At 69.1% G+C, this 19130-nt stretch carries 14 protein-coding genes and 1 pseudogene; 10 read left to right on the top strand and 5 right to left on the bottom strand.

What is annotated here, in order from left to right; translation table 11 throughout:
• Nucleotides 1-175: 175 nt before the first annotated feature.
• A complete protein-coding gene (locus WMF11_RS30755; RefSeq protein WP_437973253.1) occupies nucleotides 176-583 on the bottom strand; it encodes a hypothetical protein in 408 nt (135 codons plus the stop codon).
• Between the two features lie 576 nt (nucleotides 584-1159).
• Between WMF11_RS30755 and WMF11_RS30750 the strand changes: the two genes are divergently transcribed.
• Nucleotides 1160-1453 (top strand): hypothetical protein, encoded by a 294-nt coding sequence (locus WMF11_RS30750; protein WP_437973252.1) that lies wholly within the window; start codon nucleotides 1160-1162, stop codon nucleotides 1451-1453.
• 167 nt (nucleotides 1454-1620) lie between these two features.
• On the opposite strand, the gene WMF11_RS30745 is transcribed toward WMF11_RS30750, so the two are convergent.
• Both WMF11_RS30745 and WMF11_RS30740 read right to left on the bottom strand, forming a co-directional pair.
• Nucleotides 1621-2100 (bottom strand): YbhB/YbcL family Raf kinase inhibitor-like protein, encoded by a 480-nt coding sequence (locus tag WMF11_RS30745; RefSeq protein ID WP_437973251.1) that lies wholly within the window; start codon nucleotides 2098-2100, stop codon nucleotides 1621-1623.
• Between the two features lie 2 nt (nucleotides 2101-2102).
• Nucleotides 2103-2456 (bottom strand): annotated as a pseudogene (locus WMF11_RS30740) (erythromycin esterase family protein); the annotation flags it as partial.
• A gap of 1346 nt (nucleotides 2457-3802) precedes the next feature.
• Here WMF11_RS30740 and WMF11_RS30735 point away from each other — a divergent pair.
• Both WMF11_RS30735 and WMF11_RS30730 read left to right on the top strand, forming a co-directional pair.
• Nucleotides 3803-4891, top strand: a complete 1089-nt coding sequence (locus WMF11_RS30735; protein ID WP_437973250.1) for a glucuronyl esterase domain-containing protein — start codon at nucleotides 3803-3805, stop codon at nucleotides 4889-4891.
• 342 nt (nucleotides 4892-5233) lie between these two features.
• A complete protein-coding gene (locus WMF11_RS30730) occupies nucleotides 5234-6715 on the top strand; it encodes a glucuronyl esterase domain-containing protein (protein ID WP_437902807.1) in 1482 nt (493 codons plus the stop codon).
• Nucleotides 6716-6805: 90 nt separating this feature from the next.
• Here WMF11_RS30730 and WMF11_RS30725 read toward each other — a convergent pair whose 3' ends face one another.
• Nucleotides 6806-7858, bottom strand: coding sequence for a hypothetical protein (locus WMF11_RS30725; RefSeq protein ID WP_437973249.1), 1053 nt, complete (start codon nucleotides 7856-7858; stop codon nucleotides 6806-6808).
• 267 nt (nucleotides 7859-8125) lie between these two features.
• Here WMF11_RS30725 and WMF11_RS30720 point away from each other — a divergent pair, with 267 nt between their 5' ends.
• The 5 genes from WMF11_RS30720 to WMF11_RS30700 all read left to right on the top strand — a co-directional run bounded on the left by WMF11_RS30720 (nucleotide 8126) and on the right by WMF11_RS30700 (nucleotide 12620).
• The gene (locus tag WMF11_RS30720) at nucleotides 8126-8710 is read left to right on the top strand and encodes a hypothetical protein (RefSeq protein WP_437979360.1); all 585 of its coding nucleotides are present in this window, start codon (nucleotides 8126-8128) and stop codon (nucleotides 8708-8710) included.
• Nucleotides 8711-8992: 282 nt separating this feature from the next.
• Nucleotides 8993-9724: a hypothetical protein gene (locus WMF11_RS30715; RefSeq protein ID WP_437973248.1), complete on the top strand. Its 732-nt coding sequence runs from the start codon at nucleotides 8993-8995 to the stop codon at nucleotides 9722-9724.
• Nucleotides 9725-9947: 223 nt separating this feature from the next.
• Nucleotides 9948-11105, top strand: coding sequence for a sensor histidine kinase (locus WMF11_RS30710; RefSeq protein WP_437973247.1), 1158 nt, complete (start codon nucleotides 9948-9950; stop codon nucleotides 11103-11105).
• Nucleotides 11102-11758, top strand: coding sequence for a response regulator (locus tag WMF11_RS30705; RefSeq protein ID WP_437902803.1), 657 nt, complete (start codon nucleotides 11102-11104; stop codon nucleotides 11756-11758). Before WMF11_RS30710 ends, WMF11_RS30705 begins: the two co-directional genes overlap by 4 nt.
• A gap of 130 nt (nucleotides 11759-11888) precedes the next feature.
• Nucleotides 11889-12620, top strand: coding sequence for a DUF2306 domain-containing protein (locus tag WMF11_RS30700; RefSeq protein WP_437973246.1), 732 nt, complete (start codon nucleotides 11889-11891; stop codon nucleotides 12618-12620).
• On the opposite strand, the gene xylA is transcribed toward WMF11_RS30700, so the two are convergent.
• Nucleotides 12601-13932 carry a xylose isomerase gene (gene xylA / locus WMF11_RS30695; protein ID WP_437902801.1) on the bottom strand — a complete coding sequence of 444 codons (1332 nt, stop codon included), beginning with the start codon at nucleotides 13930-13932 and terminating at the stop codon, nucleotides 12601-12603. The two genes, WMF11_RS30700 and xylA, sit on opposite strands and share 20 nt — an antisense overlap.
• Before the next feature lie 1043 nt (nucleotides 13933-14975).
• Between xylA and WMF11_RS30690 the strand changes: the two genes are divergently transcribed.
• A complete protein-coding gene (locus WMF11_RS30690; RefSeq protein ID WP_437973245.1) occupies nucleotides 14976-16502 on the top strand; it encodes a hypothetical protein in 1527 nt (508 codons plus the stop codon).
• A 176-nt stretch (nucleotides 16503-16678) separates the two neighbouring features.
• The gene (locus WMF11_RS30685) at nucleotides 16679-19111 is read left to right on the top strand and encodes a substrate-binding domain-containing protein (RefSeq protein ID WP_437973244.1); all 2433 of its coding nucleotides are present in this window, start codon (nucleotides 16679-16681) and stop codon (nucleotides 19109-19111) included.
• Nucleotides 19112-19130 lie beyond the last annotated feature (19 nt).

The raw sequence follows: 19130 nt of genomic DNA, 5'->3' as shown, positions 1-19130 counted from the left end.
GCGCGCGGCCCGTGGAGGCTCCGGCCCCAGCGGGCCGGCCGGGGCGGCCTGTGGCCGCCGGGGTGCGGAGCGGGGCGGAGCCCCGAGGAAACCAGCCAGGTCTGCCCGCGCGAGGCCGCGGCGGAGCGGCGCAGAGGTCCGGCCATCCCTGGCCGGACCTCTGGCGGGCGGAACGCTAGTTGTCGAAGAGGATGTCGGCTTGACCGGACGCCGGCGCGTCGTTCAGCGCGATCCTCCTCCAGCCTCCGTGGCCACGGCCGTGGCCGCGGCCGTGGAAGCCCCCTGCGTTGGCCGTCGCGACACCGACGTTGCCGTACCCGCCGGCCTGGGCGACCGACGACTGGGCGACGGACCCCGAGGTCCCGATCGCGATGCCCGCGATGCCGATGTTCGTCGAGGTGGCCACGTTGGCCCCAGGGTACCCGGAGTAGTACGCCACCTTCTCGGGGATCCCTGCGCTCGCGCTGGCGTCGAGGACTGAGCGACCCTTCAGGCCCGAGGTGGCGGGCGTCGCCGCCTGCGCCATCGCCACACCGACGAACAACGACAACCCAGCGACCGCGGTGATGATCTTTCGTGTCATGTTCTTCCTCTTTCGTTCGATCTCGTGATGGTTGATGGTCAGAGAGGCCAGACATGCCAGCTGCGTTTGACGGCCGAGCGGAGCCCCTGCGTTCGAGTAGCTCCACAGGACTCGGAGCATCAAGCCAGCTCGCGGGTCATCTGCCCCTGTGTGCTGCCTGCGGTCTGACGTCAGAGCACTCGTCGTGCCAGCCGCGTCCTCCGCTGGCCCAGCGCGCGCCGCGCCCTCTCGCCGCGCCAACGTGAGGCCGCGGCCGCTCGGCGGCGCGCTCCGCCCGCGGCCGGCTTGCGTGTTCGAGCAAACCATCGCGCGCAACCCTTTGCTCGGATTGTCGCGTTCGAAACGACGATCTCGCCGCGCGTGGTGATGATACGGCAGGACAGGCGAGCTCAACCCGCGCAGCCGGGCTGGCTGCGCCGCCCGAACATCGCGGACACACGCGGGGCAGCGCCCCCGTACCTGCCGCGGCCCCGCGAGCTCGGCCGCCGGCCGCGCCATCCGGCACGCCGCGTGCCTCGGCCCCTGCCCATCACTGATGCCCAGTCATGGAAGCATCGCTGACCAGGAGGAGTGAAGATGCGCGGTACGCTGTTATCGGTGTTCGTGTTGTCGATGCTGCCCGCTTCCACGGCGCTCTGGAGGGGCGCGGCCGCGGAGGCGGTGGACGGCAGAGCGGGGGCGTTGGTCGAGGCCAATGAGCCTGATCCTTCGCTGGCCAGCGCCGCCGAGGTCGCGGCGGGCGACGAGGGGGACTCGGTCGCCTCGTGCGTCGCCACCTGCCCGAAGGGCGATAAGGTCGTCACGTGTCCAGATGGAGTGTGTCAGTGCCACTGTGACGATGACGGTCGCCCTGTCTGTAAGTGCGAGTGAGCGCGCGCCGAAGGCGCGCTCATGGCGAGGTGTAGATTCGTGATACGGGCTCATCCGCCAGGCAGGCGAGCGTGGCGTACGGAGGTGCGCCGCGGCGGGTCGAACGACGCGGATGAGCCCGCAGCGCGCGAAGGCGAGAGCGAGCCGGGGCCGGCGGTGCTCGGCTCCTACGAGCCGCCCCTCTTCTGGTACGTCCCGACGAGCTCGACACGCGCGAGCACGTGTCCCTCCATCTCCTTCTCGAGCTCCACCTTGGTGAGCCCGCCCCGCGGGGGCAGCACCGTGTCGAGCGCATACAGCTTGAAGAAATAACGGTGCTTGCCGATCGGCGGGCACGGGCCGCCGTAACCGGCGCGCTTCCAGTCGTTCCTTCCCTCGAGCGTGCCCGTTGGCAGATCGGCCTTGCGCGCGCCCTCGGGCAGGCCGCCGGCGTCGGGCGGGATGTTGTAGAGCACCCAGTGGACCCACGTCGTCTTGGGGGCGCGTGGATCGGGCGCGTCCGGGTCGTCGACGATGAGCGCGAGGCTCCTCGTGCCGCCGGGGATACCCGACCAGGAGAGCGCGGGGGGCACGTCCTTCCCCTCGCAGGTATGCACGATCGGGATCACGTCACCATGGTGGAAATCGGGAGATTGTAACGAGAGCATCGGTTCACCTCGCCCCGCTCCGCCATGTCGGTGAAGCGCGCGTCGCCGACGTGCGTGTTGTGCGCCCAGACGATCGCGCGGCCGCGCGGGCCGTGCTGCTCGAGCAGCCGATCGAGCGTATCGGCCATGTGCCCATCGCGGACGTTCCACGACGCCGCGTCGCTGCGCACCATCGCCCGGTAGTAGGCCTCGGCGTTCTTGACCACGAGGGCGTTCTGCTCGGCGACGAAGTGCCCGTCGCGCCCGTCGGCGCCGAACTCCGGCGCTCTCTCGCGCACCTCGGCGAGCAGCTTGACGGCCTCCGCCTGGCACGACTCGGGCACGAGCACCGTCGCCCGGGCGTACTCGTGGGCGCGCAGCGCGCGCCGCCGATGCGCTCGATCAAGGGGTCGAGATCGGCCGTGGAGCGCAGCGGCCGAGCCAGCGCGCGCAGCGCGGCCAGGAGGTCGGGCGTCGCGCGCGTCCCCGGCTCGATGAGGCGTCGCGGTCGAGCCATGATGGGATCCTCCTGGGGCGCGGCGCCGGAACGGCAAGCCGCGCGGGGTAAGGGCGGGGGTGCAGGCCGCCCGGCGGCGGAAGAAGGTCCGCCCGGTGCCGCCGAGCCCGTGCCTCCGCGGGCACCTCGCCGCCGGAGCCCGGTTCGTCCTCCGACGACGAACAGACGACCAGACTCTGCGTCGACGCGACGCGACGCGACGCGACGAGAAAAGTCTCGCTGACGGGTGTGCCTCCTCGGATGTCCTGCAGGTGCAAGCGTTCGCGAGGTGCTCCCGGAGACGATCCGGATCACATCGACTACAAGTCTGTCGAACATTTGCATCCTGACCAGATGCTGCCCGCTTCGGTCGTACGATTCCCAGCGATAAGCGTGATCGAATTGCCCTCCGCTGGGAATGGGTATCTGGTGATGTCGTCCCGGCCAGCCTTCTCCAGACCTCTCGCTCCAACGGCCCTCCTCCCCCTGTTCGTCGCGTGCGGCTCCAGCGACAGCTCCGAGACCACCGGCGCCGAGGCTCTTCGCTCCGGACCCGGCTGGACCGGAGGCGTCGCCCGGGAAGAAATCTCATAGCTCGGTTTACGGGTCCTCGGCTTGACGGCGAACGAATCGCACCGCGCCCTGAAATCTCTCGTTCACGTGCCATTGGCATACCCACAGCACATGGTCGCACACGTCACGAAAGCAGCGTCGCCAACGCGTAAAACGCACTGACTTCCCTGTCGTCCGCTCTGAGTACGGCGGTTTGCCCGCGTGTCACGTACCACGTGTCATGTACCGCGTGCCGCATCCCGCCACTGCCCTCGAAACATGGAGGCCTTCATGTCTGTCCGTTCTCGTGCCTCGCGCAAAATAACCGCTCTCGCGATCCCCGTCCTCGCCCTCTTGAACTTCCCTGGCTGCGCTACAGAAGTAGGAACCGGCGGTGCCGGGGGTGATGCTTCGGGCTCGGGCGGCGGGACACCGAGCGGGAGCGGGGGAGTCACCTCGGGTGCAGGCCCCGCGACCAGCGGTGCTTCCTCGACCAGCGGAGGTGCCGGTACGGGCGGCGGTGCTGCGACGAGCGGAGCCGGCGCGGGCGGCTCCCCGACTGGCGGGGCTGGCACGACCAGCGGGACTGGCGAGGCAAGCGCGACCACCGGGACTGGCGGCGGCCAATTCACGTGTGTCCTGCCCACGTTGCCTGAGCCGAGCGGCCTGACCGAGGTGAACGAGAAGCTCCCGGATCCGTTCACGTTCTTCAACGGAACGAAGGTCACGACCAAGGAGCAGTGGGAGTGCCGCCGCAAGGAAATCCTGGCCATGGCGGCCAAGTACCTCTACGGTCCGGTCCCCGCCGAGCCGGATGAGGTGACCGGAACCGTGTCCGGAGGTAACGTTTCAATCACCGCCAAGGTGGGTGGAAAATCAGAGAGCTTCTCGGCGAGCATCAGCGGATCCGGCAGCGTGATCGCCCTCAAGCTGTCGGGGGGGATCTTCCCGTCAGGCCATAAGACGCTGTCGTTCGGAAGCGGCTTTCAGGACAAGATAAAAAATCTCTTCGGCCTGTCCGAGGTCAACACCAACGTCGCCAACGGGTGGATGATCGACCGGGTGATGGACGTGCTGGAGAAGAACCCGGGCAGCGGACACGATCCCACGAAGGTGATGGTGTCGGGGTGCTCCGGGTGCGGCAAAGGCGCTTACCTGGCGGGTGTCTTCAGTCGTGCGCCGGTGGTCGTCATCGTGGAGTCGGGCGGCGGCGGTGTGGCCAACTTGCGCCAGGCAGAGTGGTTCAGGCACGGTGACGGTGGTTCCGTCTGGCAGTGCTCGGATGCCAAGCCTCAGAGCATCGACAACCTCGAGGACAGCGGTATCTGCGGACCCTGGGTGACCGGCGCGGCCCGCTGGCTCCGGAACGACCCCTCGAAGGTGTACAACCTCCCCTTCGATACGCACATGCTCCTGGCGACCATCGCTCCGCGGCACCTGGTGCACTTCACGAACGCCAACGGCAGGAACTCGTGGTGTCACCTGGGTGGGACCTGTGAAGCGCTCTCCGCGTGGGCGGCGAAGCCCGTGTGGAAGGCGCTCGGCGTCCCGGAGCGCATGGGTTTTACGATGTACAGCGCGAACCACTGCGGCGCCTCGGGCACTCAGACCGCCCTTGCAGGCGAGATGTTCAAGCGAGCGTTCGAGGGCAATACCAGCGCAAACACGGACGTCATGAACATCCTGGACAATGGCGTTCAGCAGCCGGTCAGCGAATGGAAGACCATGTGGGTTGACTGGGATATGGATGTGGTGCTGCAGTAGTGATGCCCTTGGGGGGCATGAGAGCCATGCTGGCCTTGCCCTCCCTCCGGCGTGATCCCCGGGCGTCGGTCGTTCGCCGCCCGGGCCCGGCTCGCTCGCCGGCGAGCAGACGACCAGACGCGACGAGATCCCGGCGAGAAGCCTTGCTCGAAGAATGTCGCCCCATCGGATGGCTCCACAGGAGCTACCTGGTGCGATGCGCCCCCAGAACCAATCAGGAGGGATGACATCGGTTGCATGTAGGGTGGATGTTTACGACTGGGTTGAAGACTTTTCACGCCAGCGATGCGATTCCCAGCGAACAGCGTGATCGAACCGCCGTCCGCTGGGAATGGGCGTCCCATGATGTCGTTCCGACCCAGCTTCTCCAAACTTCTCCCCCTGACCGCCCTCCTCCCTTTGTTCGTCGCGTGCGGCCCCAGCGATGGCGGCGTCACAGTTGATGAGGATGACACCACCACCGCCAGCTCCGGCGGCCCGACGAGCGGCTCGTCGTCGGCTGGCAACACGTCGTCCGTGTCCGGCACCGGCGGCGGCACCAGCGGCGTGACCTCGGGAACGGGCGGTCCGTCGACGAGCGTCTCGGGGGTCGGCGGCTCGGACCCGACGGGCGCCGGCGGCTCGGACCCGACGGGCGCCGGCGGCTCGAACCCGACGGGCGGCGGGGCCACGACGCTGGTCGGGGTCGAGACCCCGGGCGAGGACTGTCCCGTGCCCAACATGCCCGCTTTCAGCGAGCTGAAGGCGTACGACAAGCTGCACGATCCCTTCACCATGGCGGATGGTACCAAGGTGACGACCCGGGCGCAGTGGGTGTGCCGGCATCGGGAAATCTCGGAGATGATCCAGCACTACGAGACTGGCCCGAAGGAGGTCAAGAAGGCCACCGTCAAGGGCAGCCTGGCTGGCGGTAAACTGACGGTCAACGTGAGCGGTGGAGCGCAGGATGTCTCCTTCGCCCCGACCGTCGAGCTGCCCAGCACCGGTACAGCGCCCTACCCTGCGATGATCATGCTCGGCGGCTCTCTCGACAAGGCCCGGCTGAAGCAGCTGGGCGTTGCGATCATCAACTACGATCACAACGGGGTACAGCCGGAGGGCAACCGGAGCGGCGGCATCTTCTCCAAGTTCCATGGGAGCGCAGAGAGCGGCGCGCTGATCGCCTGGGCCTGGGGCGTGAGTCGCATCATCGATGCCCTCGAGTCCATGCCAGACGCACAGATCAATCCGAAACGGATCGCTGTCACGGGCTGCTCGCGAAACGGCAAGGGGGCGATGATGGTCGGCGCCATGGATTCGCGCATCGCGCTGACCATCCCGCAGGAGTCCGGCTCGGGCGGTGTTGCGGCGTGGCGCGTCTCGGAGGTCGACAACATGGGCAGGACCGGCAGCTCCGGCGTCCAGAACCTCTCGAGGACTTACGGCGAGCAGCAGTGGTTCAGCAAGACGATCGAGCAGTTCGGCAACGCGGTGACCAAGCTCCCGATCGACCACCATCAGCTGGTCAGCATGGTGGCGCCTCGCGGCCTCCTGATCCTCGGCAACCTCAACTACGAGTGGCTGAGCACCAACAACGCAGATCAGGCGGGCGGAGCCGCCAGGTTGGTCTACGAGGCCCTCGGCGTGAAGCAGAACATCGGGTACATCGACAGCGGGCACAATCACTGCGGAACGGACTACGCGGGCGGCGAGCAGGAAGCGGTCAACGCCTTCGTCAAAAAGTTCTTGCTCGATGATGCCAGCGCGAACACCGACATCTGGAAGCCGAAGAACCAGCTCGACAAGGCGAAGTGGGTGGAGTGGACGGCCCCGACGATCCCGTGACGGCAGTTCGTGGGTGAACAACGGGCCCCGAGCACCGAGGTGCGGGGCCCGTCCGTCGGCCCGGCGCGACAGCGCGGAGACGAAGCTCGCTCACTCCCAGCCGGAGCTGCTGGCCGCGCCCAGGATCGCGCTCACGCCGTAGACCTGGCCGTCGCGCATCTTGAACATATGCATATCGGTGTTCCCCATGAACATGGTGAACCCGACCCCGATTCCCCTCTCGACGTCGGCGAAGATGAGACGAGGGGGAAGCGCGGGTGACCCCGAGCCCGGCTGGCCAGGATTGCAGCTCGCGCCGGCGCTGCAGGTGAACGACCCGCCGCCGTTCTCGATGCGCTTGCAGTTGCTGACCGTGTTGCAGACGCCGCCCGGGAACATCCAGAAGTACTTCTCCATCCAGCCCTCGAGCTCGTCCCGCGAGTTGCGCTCGTCCTCCGGAACGGGCTCCTCCCACTTGACGGTATCCCCGCTCGCGATGATCGCGCCGGTGTTCGAGGCAAAATTCTGCCCGGAGACCTTGTAGTCCCCTGGCCGCACGGCGATGGTCTCGATCTCGGTGATCTCCCGGCCCTGTAGCTTGAGGCGAAGGGCGACCGGGATGTCCATGCTGCCGTCCGGCACCACGGCCTGGCTCGCGGAGCTGCAGGTCTCGGTATCGAGCGCGCTGTGAGCGTATTTGAGCGCTCCGGCGGTCTTCCAGAGCCCGTCTTGACCGAGCGCCAGGGCTTCGCCGTTCTCCGTGAATTTTACGTTGTCGGCGAGGGGCAGTGTCGACGGATCGTGCGCCGCGAGCGCTTCGAAATAGGCGTCGATCGTGCTCTTCAAAAGCTCGCGGGTGCAGGCCGTGGAATTCCCGCCTCCCCCCGTCCCGCTGGTCGCGCCGGTCGCGCTGTCGCCCCCGCCTCCAGTGGACGTTCCTCCGCCGCCGGTCCCACCGGCCGGCAAATCACCGGATCCACTGCTGCTCGTCGCGCCGACGCTCTCGGCGGTCGACGTCGTGCCCGTGCCGCCGCTGCCGCTCGTTTCCGGCGCAGGCGGCGAGTTGGCGCCGTCTCCGCCGCAGGCGATGAGCGCGAGCAACGGCAGACAGGCAGCGAGGGAGCGACCCACAGAGAGGATGGATATCACGCCATGGTCAGTCATGTCCTCGGCTACATCTCCCACGTCGGCACGTCAAGGCCGTCTTGCTCAGCGGCCGCGCGCATCTCTTTGAATGTTCGAGTGCTCTCCGAGATAGAGAAAAAATATCGTCACAACGTGCCCGTCACACTCTGACCCGGGCTTGCTCGCCGCCGCTGGACTGGCGCTTGCCGCTCCACGGGCGCGCGTGCTCGGCGCGTCCACGAGGCCCGATGCCGGACAGGGCCGCCGGGCGAGGGATGGACGGTCACCTCGGCGACCGATTTCAATATCGATGGGATGTCGGATCTGCTCTGGAACAACGAGCGACAGAACCTGATGACGGTCTGGCTGATGGATGGAGGCCAGCTGCTGGCCCCGGGGCCGGTGCTCCCGGGGCCGCCAGGCGAGGGCTGGACGGCGCCCACCGCGCAGGACGTGAACGCCGACAACATGGGGGACGTCTTCTGGAACAACATCCAGAAGAACCTGATGGCGATCTGGCTGATGGACGGAGCCGAGCTGCTCGCGCCGGGGCCGGTGATCCCGGGGCCGCTCGGCCGCGGCTTCCAGATCGTCACGTCGTCGGATTTCAACTTCGACGGCATGGGGGACGTGCTCTGGAACAGCCCCGAGCAAGGCCTGATGGCCGTGTGGCTGATGGCCGGACCCCAGCTGCTGTCGCCGGGACCGGTGATCCCGGGGCCGCTCGGCCGTGACTGGGAATTGCGCCCCGGCACCGACGTGAACTACGACAGCATGGCGGACGTCCTCTGGTACGCCGTCGGAACGAACCAGGCGGCGGTCTGGCTGATGGACGGCACGCAGCTGCTCGCTCCCGGGCCGGTGATCCTGGGGCCTCACGACGGCCGGTGACGCGGCGCCGCCGCGCGCCCAGGCACGCGACGTCTCGCGCGGTCAATGGCGCCGCTCGCTCTGGACGCGCGACGGCGGCATTTCGGCGCGGACGGAGATAATCGAGGTCGTTGAAGGTCGCCGTCGACTCGAGCGCCGTTGTGGGCTTGACGCTCCGGGAGCGTTTCGATTTCCTCCTCTCTCATGAAGAGTGTGAATTCAGCTGCCGGAACTTCCGGAGAATGCGCAAGAATCCGACGGTCGGCTCGATCGTGGCTCGACCGGCTGGCGTGGATGACCGCGGTGTCGTTGCTCATCGCGTGCGGTTCGGGCGATGGGAACAGCGCCGGTACGGGCGACACGGGCACGGGGGGCTCGGGCGGCGCAACGAGCAGGACCTCTCACGGTGCGTCGGGAGGTCCGGGCGGAGGCAGCGACGGCGGCGGGGCGGGGGAGGGCGGCGCAGGAGAGTGCGAGAGCGGCCCGGAGGCGCTCGAAGGCAGCGTCCATCAAGGCGATCTGCTCATCGCCTCGGACGCGGACGCCCTCGCGGCGCGCGCTTACTCCACGATCAACGGCACGATCTCGGTCAGCTCCGATTTCGCCGGAACGCTCGACTTGCCCAGCTTGCTCGAGGTCGGCGGTATCCGCGCCGAGGGCAGCGCCTCGAGCGGGGAGCTGGTCACGGCGCAGATCAAGGCGATCCGCATGCCGAACCTGGCGCGAGTTCGAGGTACGTTGTGGATCTATCTGGCGTTCGAGCTGCTGGAAGCCGATTTTCGCAAGCTCGAGGCCGTCGACGCGCGGCTCTGGATCCATCGAAACACGGAGCTCGCGACGCTGCGGCTCGATGCCCTGCGCAGCGTGGGCGAGGACGTACAGATCACCGACAACTTCAAGGTCCCGGCATGCGCTCTCGAAAGGATCGAAGCCAACCTGAGGGCGGCCGGCAACACAAGCATTGGCATTTCCGGAGGCTCGCAGGAGACCGGCTGTGAATGCAGGCTCGTCTGCGGACAGGGGCTCTGCTTGTAACGAGCGCCGGTCCGTGGCCAAGTCGAGAAGGTGAGCCATCGGACAGGGGGCTCCCTGCCGGCAGCTTCGGGGCGTCGATCGGCGCGGCGCAGCCGGCCATCGCGAGAGCGCCCCCATCGAGGCCTCGTGCGCGGCGTCCATCCGGTCTATGCTGCGACCAGCACGCCAGGTCGTCGTGCTGGTTCGCTCGAACGATGGGTATGGAGTCAAGCCGGCTCTTCTCATGAGGCAGGTGCGCGAGTTCTTTCGATCCGTGGCGTCCGAGCCGCGAGCGCCGCACCCCCCTCGGCGCGTCCGGATGGATTGGGTGCTCCTGGCCGTGTTCGCCGCGCTCGGGTCGCTCGAGGTCGCGATCCGGCGCGACCTGCCGTGGCGGATCGCTTCGCTGGTCCTCTGCATCGGGCTCTTGCCGACGCTGCTCTGGCGGAGGACCAGGCCGCTGCAGATGGTCGTGATCGCGTTCGGCCTCCTCATCGCGAACCAGCTCGCCGTGATGGCGACCGGCAGCGCGTCGCCGGGGCTCTACGCGATGGTCTACATGGTGCTGCTGCCTTATTCGTTGTTCCGGTGGGGTACGGGGCGTGAAGCGATGATCGGGCTGCCGATCATGGTGACCTCGGCGGCGGTCGACATGATCCGTTCTCATGCCAGGACGGGCGATGTCATCGGGGGCTACGCCGTCCTTCTCTCGACGATGGCGCTCGGCGCGGCGGTGCGCTACCGGGATCGCGTGCGCCTGCGAGAGCTCGATGAAGCCAAGCTGGCCGAGCGAGAGCGGATCGCCCGCGACCTGCACGACACCGTGGCCCACCATGTATCGGCCATCGCGATCCGCGCGCAGGCGGGCCTGGTCGCCGCGTCGGCTCGCCCCGAGGCGCCTGTCGACGCGCTCCGCGTGATCGCGGACGAGGCGTCTCGCGCCCTCGGCGAGATGCGCACGATGGTCCGGCTCCTGCGTCGAGGCGAGTCGGCCGAGCTCGCGCCGAGCCCGCGGGTCGCCGACCTCGGACAGCTCGCGGGCCCATCCGCCACAGGGGCTCCTGTCGAGGTGAAGTTGACCGGGAGCTTCGATGACCTGCCATCGTCGGTCTCCGCCGCGGTCTTTCGCCTCGCGCAGGAGTCGATCACCAACGCTCGCCGGCACGCTCGCCACGCGACCCGGATCGACGTGGAGGTCACGGCCGACGACACGTCCGTGCGTCTGCGGGTCACCGACGACGGCCAGGGGGCCCACGCCGGCCATTCCACGTCGGCGGGATACGGGTTGGTCGGCATGATCGAACGAGCGACGTTGCTCGGCGGCACGTGCCATGCGGGCCCGGGCCCACGGCGCGGCTGGACGGTGACGGCCGTGCTGCCTCGGAAAGGACAGTCCAGTTGAGCATTCGCGTCCTCGTCGCCGACGATCAAGAGATCGTCCGCACCGGGCTCAGCATCCTCCTCGACGCCCAGCCCGACATCGAGGTCGTGGGCGTCGCCGGCGACGGACACAAGGCCGTGGAGCTGGCGCTCGCCCTCCGTCCCGACGTGTGCCTGTTCGACATCCGCATGCCCGGGATCGACGGCATCGAAGCTACCCGACGGCTCGCCGGCCCGACCGTCGACCGTCCCCTGGCGGTCGTGGTGATCACCACCTTCGATCACGACGACTACGTGGTTGGCGCGCTCAAGGCCGGCGCCCGCGGCTTCTTGCTGAAAGACGCCGGTCCCGACCTGCTCGCGCAGGCCATCCGCGCCGCCGCGAGCGGCGACGCCCTGATCGCGCCACGTGTCACCGCCCGCCTCCTCTCCACATTCGCCGCCTCTCGGCCTCAGCTGCCACGAGCACAGCCCGGGGAGGCCCTTACCGCCCGCGAGGAGGAGGTCCTCCTCATCGTGGCCCGCGGTCGAACCAACGCCGAGATCGCCGACGATCTCCACATCAGCCTGAGCACCGTCAAGGCGCACATCGCCAGCCTCATGACCAAGCTCGGCGCGCGCAACCGGGTCGAGATCGCCATCTGGGCCTACGAGACCGGCCGCGTCCGCGACTGACCCGTCGGCCCGGGGCCAGGTGGCGGTGCACCTGGCCGAAAGTACGATCACCCCATCGGGCAATCGGCCGACCCGGATCCGCCATTTGCGCCAATTGCGACGCATCCAGGGCCGTCCCTAGCTTTTCGGCATGACGAACGAGAGCACCTCGACCCCCTCGGCGAAGCGAGACTGGCTCGTACCCGCGCTCCTGCTCGGCCTCAGCGCGGTCCCCGTGGTGGCCGGCGCCTTCCGCCTGGCCGAGCTGAGCGTCGGCGCCAAGGTCACCCCGGACAACGCCCGCTTCTTCGCTGCGCCCGTGCCCATCGTGCTGCACATTTTCAGCGTGAGCGTGTTCTCGGTCCTGGGCGCGTTCCAGTTCTCCCCGGGCTTTCGCCGCCGGCAGCCTCGCTGGCACCGCGCTGCGGGGTGGGCCGTGGCCCCGTCAGGGCTCGTCGCTGCCGCTTCGGGTCTGTGGATGCAGGCGTCTTACGAGCTCCCCGAGGGAGACGGCGACGCCCTCGCCGTTCTCCGGGTGCTGTTCGGCTCTGCCATGTTCATGTCGCTCGTGCTCGGCCTCGTCGCCATCTCGCGGCGCGACTTCGTCCGTCACGGCGCCTTCATGCTGCGCGGCTACGCGATCGGCCTGGGCGCGGGGACTCAGGTGCTGACCCACATGCCGTGGGTGCTGCTCTTCGGCGCGCCGGGCGAGGGCGTCAGAGCGGTCCTGATGGGCGCCGGCTGGGTGATCAACGTCGCCGTCGCGGAGTGGATCATCCGCAGGAGAGCGACATCGTCTCGGAAAGAAAAACAGCCGGGCGCGCAGCTGCGTCGCCCGGCTGTCGTTCCCTCGATCGCTCGGCTTATCGGATCCAGCGATTGACGATGTTTTCGTACAGCTCTTGCTGACCGCTCGTGAGCTTGACCTCACCGCCAGCGTTGCCGATCTCGGCCAGCTGCTCCAGCGTCAGCTTGCCCTGCTCGAACTCGGCGCCCTTGCCGCCGTCGAAGGACGCGTAACGCGCCTTGCGCATCGCCTCGAGCGGCGACTTGCGGATCAGGTCATCGGCGATGAGGAGCGAGCGGGCGAACACGTCCATGCCGCCGATGTGCCCGTGGAAGGTGTCGACGAGATCGCTCGAGTTGCGGCGGCGCTTGGCGTCGAAGTTGACGCCGCCGCCCTGGAACCCACCGCTGCGGAGCAGGATGAGCATCATCTCGACCGTCTCGTTGATGTTGTAGGGGAACTGATCGGTGTCCCACGCGTTCTGGTAGTCGCCGCGGTTGGCGTCGATGCTGCCGAGCATGCCGTTGTCCGCGGCCACCTGCATCTCGTGATCCATCGTGTGGCCGGCGAGCGTCGCGTGGTTCGTCTCGAGGTTGAGCTTGAAGTCCTTGTCCAGGCCGTGCTCGCGCAGGAACCCGATCACGGTCTCGGCGTCGAAGTCGTACTGGTGCTTCGAGGGCTCCATGGGCTTGGGCTCGATGAAGAAGACGCCCTTGAAGCCGCGCGAGCGCGCGTAGTCGCGGGCCATGGTCAGGAAGCGAGCGAAGTGCGCCTTCTCGCGCTTCATGTCCGTGTTCAGCAGGCTCATGTACCCTTCGCGGCCGCCCCAGAACACGTAGTTCTCACCGTTCAACGCGATGGTCGCGTCGAGGGCGTCCTTGAGCTGGGCGCCGGCGTAGGCCAGCACGGAGAAATCCGGGTTCGTGGAGGCGCCGTTCATGTAACGCGGGTTGGAGAAGAGGTTCGCCGTGCCCCACAGCAGCTTGACGCCCGACTGGCCCTGCTTCTGCTTGGCGTACTCGACGATGCTCTGGAGGCGACGCGACGTCTCGGCGCGGTTCTCGCCCTCCTCCACGAGGTCGATGTCGTGGAAACAGTAGTGCGTCGCGCCCAGCTTGGTGATGAACTCGAAGTTCGCGTCCATCTTCATGCGGGCGCGGGCCAGCGCGTCCTTGCCCTCGTCCCAGGGGAAGTTGATCGTCCCCGGACCGAACGGATCGTGGCCACGGCCGCAGAACGTGTGCCAGTAACACACGGCAAACTTGAAGTGATCCTTCATGGCCTTGCCGGCGACGACGCGGTTGGCGTCGTACCACTTGAAGGCGAGGGGGTTGTCGGACTCAGGCCCCTCGTAGGGGATCTTGCCAACACCCGGGAAGTACTCTCTGTCGCCAGTGACAACGGTCATAAACGGATCTCCAGCTCGTGGTTTGCGTGTGCCTTAGTTCAGAGGGCGCTTTCGACAACGGCGTCCGCGGGGGTTGCCCCGGGGCTCTGGTCTCCGGGCCAGGGTGGAGGCGGCATCTCCACGCCCGCGCTGGGCTTCCAGGCATGTTGCGTTTGTTGTGGCTCCGGCGCTCCTCAAGTCAGGTGAACCACCGGCGCGCATCAATTGCGCGCGTGGCGGAATCGGCGGGCTAGCAATAACATGGTGCCGGGTCGGAGGCTAGGGTGGGCCTCCGGCGCCTCGCGCCCTTGACTCTGGCTAGCTGTGCCGCGTCAACCTCCCCGCACGGACGAGCCGCGAGACCTTACCGAGGTTGCCTCCGCTGCCCTCGCTGGACCCGCCAAGGCGCTCGTGCTGCCGCCCCCCTGCGACGCCGGCCGTGTGGAGCGAGCCGGTCCACGGCGGCGGTGTCTTCCAGCGACATGGCATTTCAGCGCCTGGCGGCGGAACTTCGATGTGGGTGGCGCCCGAGAGGGGCCGAGCCCTGCGCCTCGGTGGCTTCGCGAGGCAAGGACTCACCCGCATCGTTTGCCGCCAGCCGCGCTCGCGCGGACGCTTCGCTCACCTACCAGGTCAGCGTGTCCATGTCAACGCTCGCCAGGACCCGCGGGACGAGGGGCGGACGGTGGTCTGGAGCAGGCGAGACTGCGGCCGTCGCGCCGGATCGCGAGCGACGGTCGACGCCGCAAGCTCGTTGCCCAGGGGCGCCTCGGGTGGCGCTGGAGGCCTTGCCGAGCCGCCGGGCCCCCTCACCGGGGGCCTGCGGGAGGAGCCTGGGACTGCTCGCGCGGCGGTGGGTGAGGGGATGTCCGCCCTCGATGGCTGTTCTGGTCCAGGGTGCTGGCGTGGTGTCCTGGCCGGCGAGATCTGCGCACAGCACGCTGAGCGCCAGGGCGCCTTCCTCACGCGCCGCGCGGAGATTCTGCCCCATGAGAGGCCGGCTCGCGCGGTAGCGTGACGAGATGTCGAGACGAACCATGCGAGTCATCTGGTCTTTGGTTCTTATGACCTTGCCCCCGGGCTGCGCTGGCGAGTCGGGCGGTGATGTGTCGAGTAGCGGCGGAGGCGCATCGAGCGGTAGCGGGGGAGGGGCGTCGAGCGGTAGCGGGGGAGGGGCGTCGAGCGGTAGCGGCGGCGGGGCGTCGAGCGCGAGCGGGGGAGGGGCGTCGAGCGGTAGCGGGGGAGGAGCGTCGAGCGGTAGCAGCGGCGGGGCGTCGAGCGCGAGCGGCGGTGGGGCGTCGAGCGCGAGCGGCGGCGGCGCGGGCGGTGATCCGGGCCCCGGCGCGTGCGGCGTCACCCGCGACCGCATTCGCATCACCCAGGTCGACGTCGGGGGCCGCGTGATCAACAACGAAGATGAGGCCGCGCTGAAGCCGCTCGTCATCTCACCGATACCGTCCGGCGGGTCGCGCCTGGCATGGATGAGCGACGACGGACAGGTCCACGTCCTCCAGCTCGACGCCGATGACAAGGCCGTGGGGCGCTCGTTCGGATTGCCGGCGAACGACTTCGCCGACCTCCACGCCGACGACGACGGCGGCGTGCTGCTGCTCACCCGCGATGCCGAGGGCGGCGGGACGCTGAACTGCGGCACGCCCTCGAACCTGTGCGGTACGCCGCCGTCCCCGCCGATCGCCTGTCACGACATGTACATGGTCCGCTTCGACGGCGAGCGCGCGACCTGGGCGACGAAGCTCACGAGCTCGAGCGCCGCGCTGCCGCCCTACTCGACCGGCCCCACCGGGCCCGATGTGACCATGATCTGGTGGTACGCGCACCACGGCCGCATCGCCTTCGACGGCTCGCGCTATGCGGGCTATTTCGGCGCCGCGATCAGCGTCTCGCAAGGCGGGTGCATCAACATCCACCAGGGCGATCGCATGAAGGTCGTCGACGCGAACGGCGCGCTGCAGAGGGACGGCTTCGACTGGGGCTGCAGCCACAGCGGTTACGAGCGCATCCTCTGGGACGACAGCGCCCGGAAGTTCGTGACGGTGTGCAAGACCGACAACGACAACCGCATCGCGTTCGCGCCGAATTACAAGACCATCTATCCGGTCGATCTCGCCTACTCGAACCTTGGAAACCTCGTCACGGCGGCCGGCGGCGGCTACTGGCTCACGACGAGCAATATCCGCTCGGGCCAGCCGGCGGGCGCGAACGGGCTCGCGGAGGTCCGGCTGCTCCACTTCACCGACGGCGCCGCGGACAAGGACCTCACGATCGCCAGCGACGCGGGCATGAACCACCGCGCTCCGCACCTGGCCGCCTACGGCCGCTCCCGCATGCTCGCGGCCTGGGAGACAACGACGAGGGCCGGCGAGCTCGCCCGCAACGACGCGGCGCGCGCGCTGTACGTACAGACGCGCGATCGCGCCACCGGCGAGGCCGAGGGCGAGCCGCTCGAGGTCGACGTGCTCGGCAATCGTTACCAGGACTTCGTCGCGTTTCCCGACGGGAGCGTGGCCTTCGCCGCGCCCGGCAGCTCGAACACCACGATCCAGGTGCTGCGCATCCTGCCCTGCGAGTAGCGCGCGCCGCGCCGTCGACTCGTCCTCTCCCCGGCGACCTCGGCCGTTGACGGCGGGCCGCGAGCCGGCCCACACACCTGGGGAGATGGGCAAATCGACCTTGACAGAACTGTGGTTCATCGCGCCTTCTGGGCCCTCGCGTCGCGCGTCGTGACGGCGGATCGAGCGGGACCCGTATGCGCCATGGAGTGGATCTCTTCGCGACATTGCAGCAGATCGTGCGACGGGCCATGGCGATCGCGCCGCGGGCGCCGCGCGGCAGCCTGCTCCTCTGCGAAGGGAACCGCCTCGTCTACAGGGCGCTCGAAGGGTTCGACGCGTTGGCTCGGCAGGGGGTGAACCTCCCGACCGACGCGGGCCTCGCCACCGAGAGCGGCCCGCGTGCCCCGCGCGCGGCGCCCGAGGCGGCGAGCGGGATGTGCGTTGTCAGTGCACATGCGTGGTATGAAGCGCACCTGCCTCTCGCGATCGCGGCAGAGGGCGCGGTGCCCGGCGGCGCGGGGGTGCTTGTCGCGCCCGTCGTCGTCCGGGGAGCGCCGGCGGGCTATCTCGCGCTGGAGCAGGCGACCCTCGAGGCTCCGCAGGGCGAGCGCCGCGCGATGCTCGAGGTGCTCCTGGACGCCGCCGGGGCCGCGCTGGAGCGGCACAGGCTCTATGACGAGAAGGCGAGGTTGGCGCAGGAGATTCGCCTGCTCGAGCAGGTGCTGAACGCGGTGGGCACCACGGTGGAGCCGGACCACCTGCTGGACACGCTCGCTCACGGCATCAAGAGCGTGCAGATCGACCAGCAATGGGCCTCGGTGGAGCTGTGGCTCGTCGAGGACGCCGGCGGCGGAGAGGGCGCCGCCGCCGCTTCGGGCGAGCTGGACGCCCGCGTGTTCCGGGCCGGGCGGTCGGCCCCCATGACGTACTTCCACACCCTGCGCGACGGCGCGGTCGACGCCGCGCGGAGCCTCGGCATCTCCGTGGATTTCCGCCTCGGGCGCCCCGCCGGCCCGGGGGGCCAGCGCGAGATCCTCGAGGACGGCATCCGGCGGGGTGTGGACGGCATCATCATCGCTCCGGGCGCCCCCGAGGAGGCGGAGGAGGGGTTCCGGCGCGCGGCGGAGGCGGGGATCCCGGTGATCGTCGTCGACACGCCGCCGGTCCCGGGCAGCCGGGCCCCTCTTTATATCGGCACGGACAACGTGGCGGCGGGCAGGCTGGCGGGCGAGATGATGCGGCGGCTGCTGCCGAGCGGCGGGGTCGTGGCGTCGCAGCGGCCCACGAAGGACGCGATCAACACGCGCGAGCGCATCGCGGGGTTTTGCGCGGCGATGGAAGGGGCCGAGTTCACCGTGCTGCCCCCGCACGAGGACAGCGACCACGACCTGGAGCTCGGGACGGAGCTCGCGCGGGCGGCCCTCCAGCGGCGGCCGGACATCGCCGGCGCCTTCGGGGTGGCGGCCGGCGGCGGGCCGGCATGGGGCCGCGCCGCGAGGGAGATCGGCAGGGGCGGAGAGCTCAAGATCGTCGCGTTCGATCTGTTCTCCGCGACGGTCGCGCTGCTCCGCCGGGGCGCGATCCACGCGACGATCGTGCAGCGCGAGTACGACATGGGGTATCGCGCCGCGGAGATCGTCCACCGGATGATCACCCTGGGCGTCGAGCCGACGCTCGCGGAGCTGCCGGCCTCGCGCATCATCCATACCGGCGTCGATTGCGTCACCCTCGAGCACACGCCGTGGTCCACGACGCTCAGCGATCACCTCGCGCTCGACGCGGCCCACCGCGTGGCGAGCCGGCGCGTCGAGGGCAACGCCGCAGGCCGGCCGATCGAGGTGCTGCTGATCGGCGTGGCGGCGCGCAGGGAGCCCGTCATCGAGGAGCGCGTGTCCTTCTCGCCGCGCTCGCTGGTCGGCCGGGTGCTCGACGCAGGCCGCCCGCTCGTGGTCGATCCGGCCGGGCACGGCGGGCGCGAGGACGCCTCGCTCCTCCGCGGGCACGCCGGCGCGCGGACGCTCGTCGGGGTGCCGCTGCGGGCGCGGGGCAGCGTGGTCGGCGTCCTCGTCCTGAGCAGCGAGCGCGAGGACGCCTGCGGCAGCGACGACGTGCCGTTCCTCGAGCGGGTGGCCGGCACCGCGGCCGTGGCCATCGAGAACGCCCGGCTGTTCAGCCGGATCTCCGAGCGGACCACCGAGCTGGAGCAGGCCAACGAGCTCCAGGAGTCGATGCTCCGGACGATCCATGAGCTGTCGAGCCCCGTTGTGCCGATCGCCGATGGAATCCTGGTCATGCCCGTGGTGGGCACGATGGATGCCCAGCGATCGAGCCATTTCATCGCGTCGCTGCTGAAGGAGATCCACGAGCACGACGCGCAGGTGGTGCTGATCGACGTGACGGGGATGGCGGTGGTCGACGCCACGGCGGCGAACCAGCTCGTCCGGGCGGCGCAGGCGGCGGCGCTGCTCGGCGCGGAGGCGGTGCTCGTCGGCGTGACCGCGGGGGCGGCGCAGATGATGGTCGCCCAGGGCCTGGACGTCGGCGCGATGGTCACGCACGTCGACCTGGCGCGCGGCTTCCGGTACGCCCTGGCGAAGACCGGCGGCCGCATCCTGTATCGGCGCTGACGGCGACGGCCGCCGATCG

The sequence above is a fragment of the Sorangium sp. So ce295 genome, from assembly GCF_051527405.1.
GTDB classification, from domain to species: Bacteria; Myxococcota_A; Polyangia; order Polyangiales; family Polyangiaceae; genus Sorangium; species Sorangium cellulosum_B.
The sequence above is the reverse complement of the archived record's forward strand: the minus strand, read 5'-3'. Positions and strand labels throughout refer to the sequence as shown.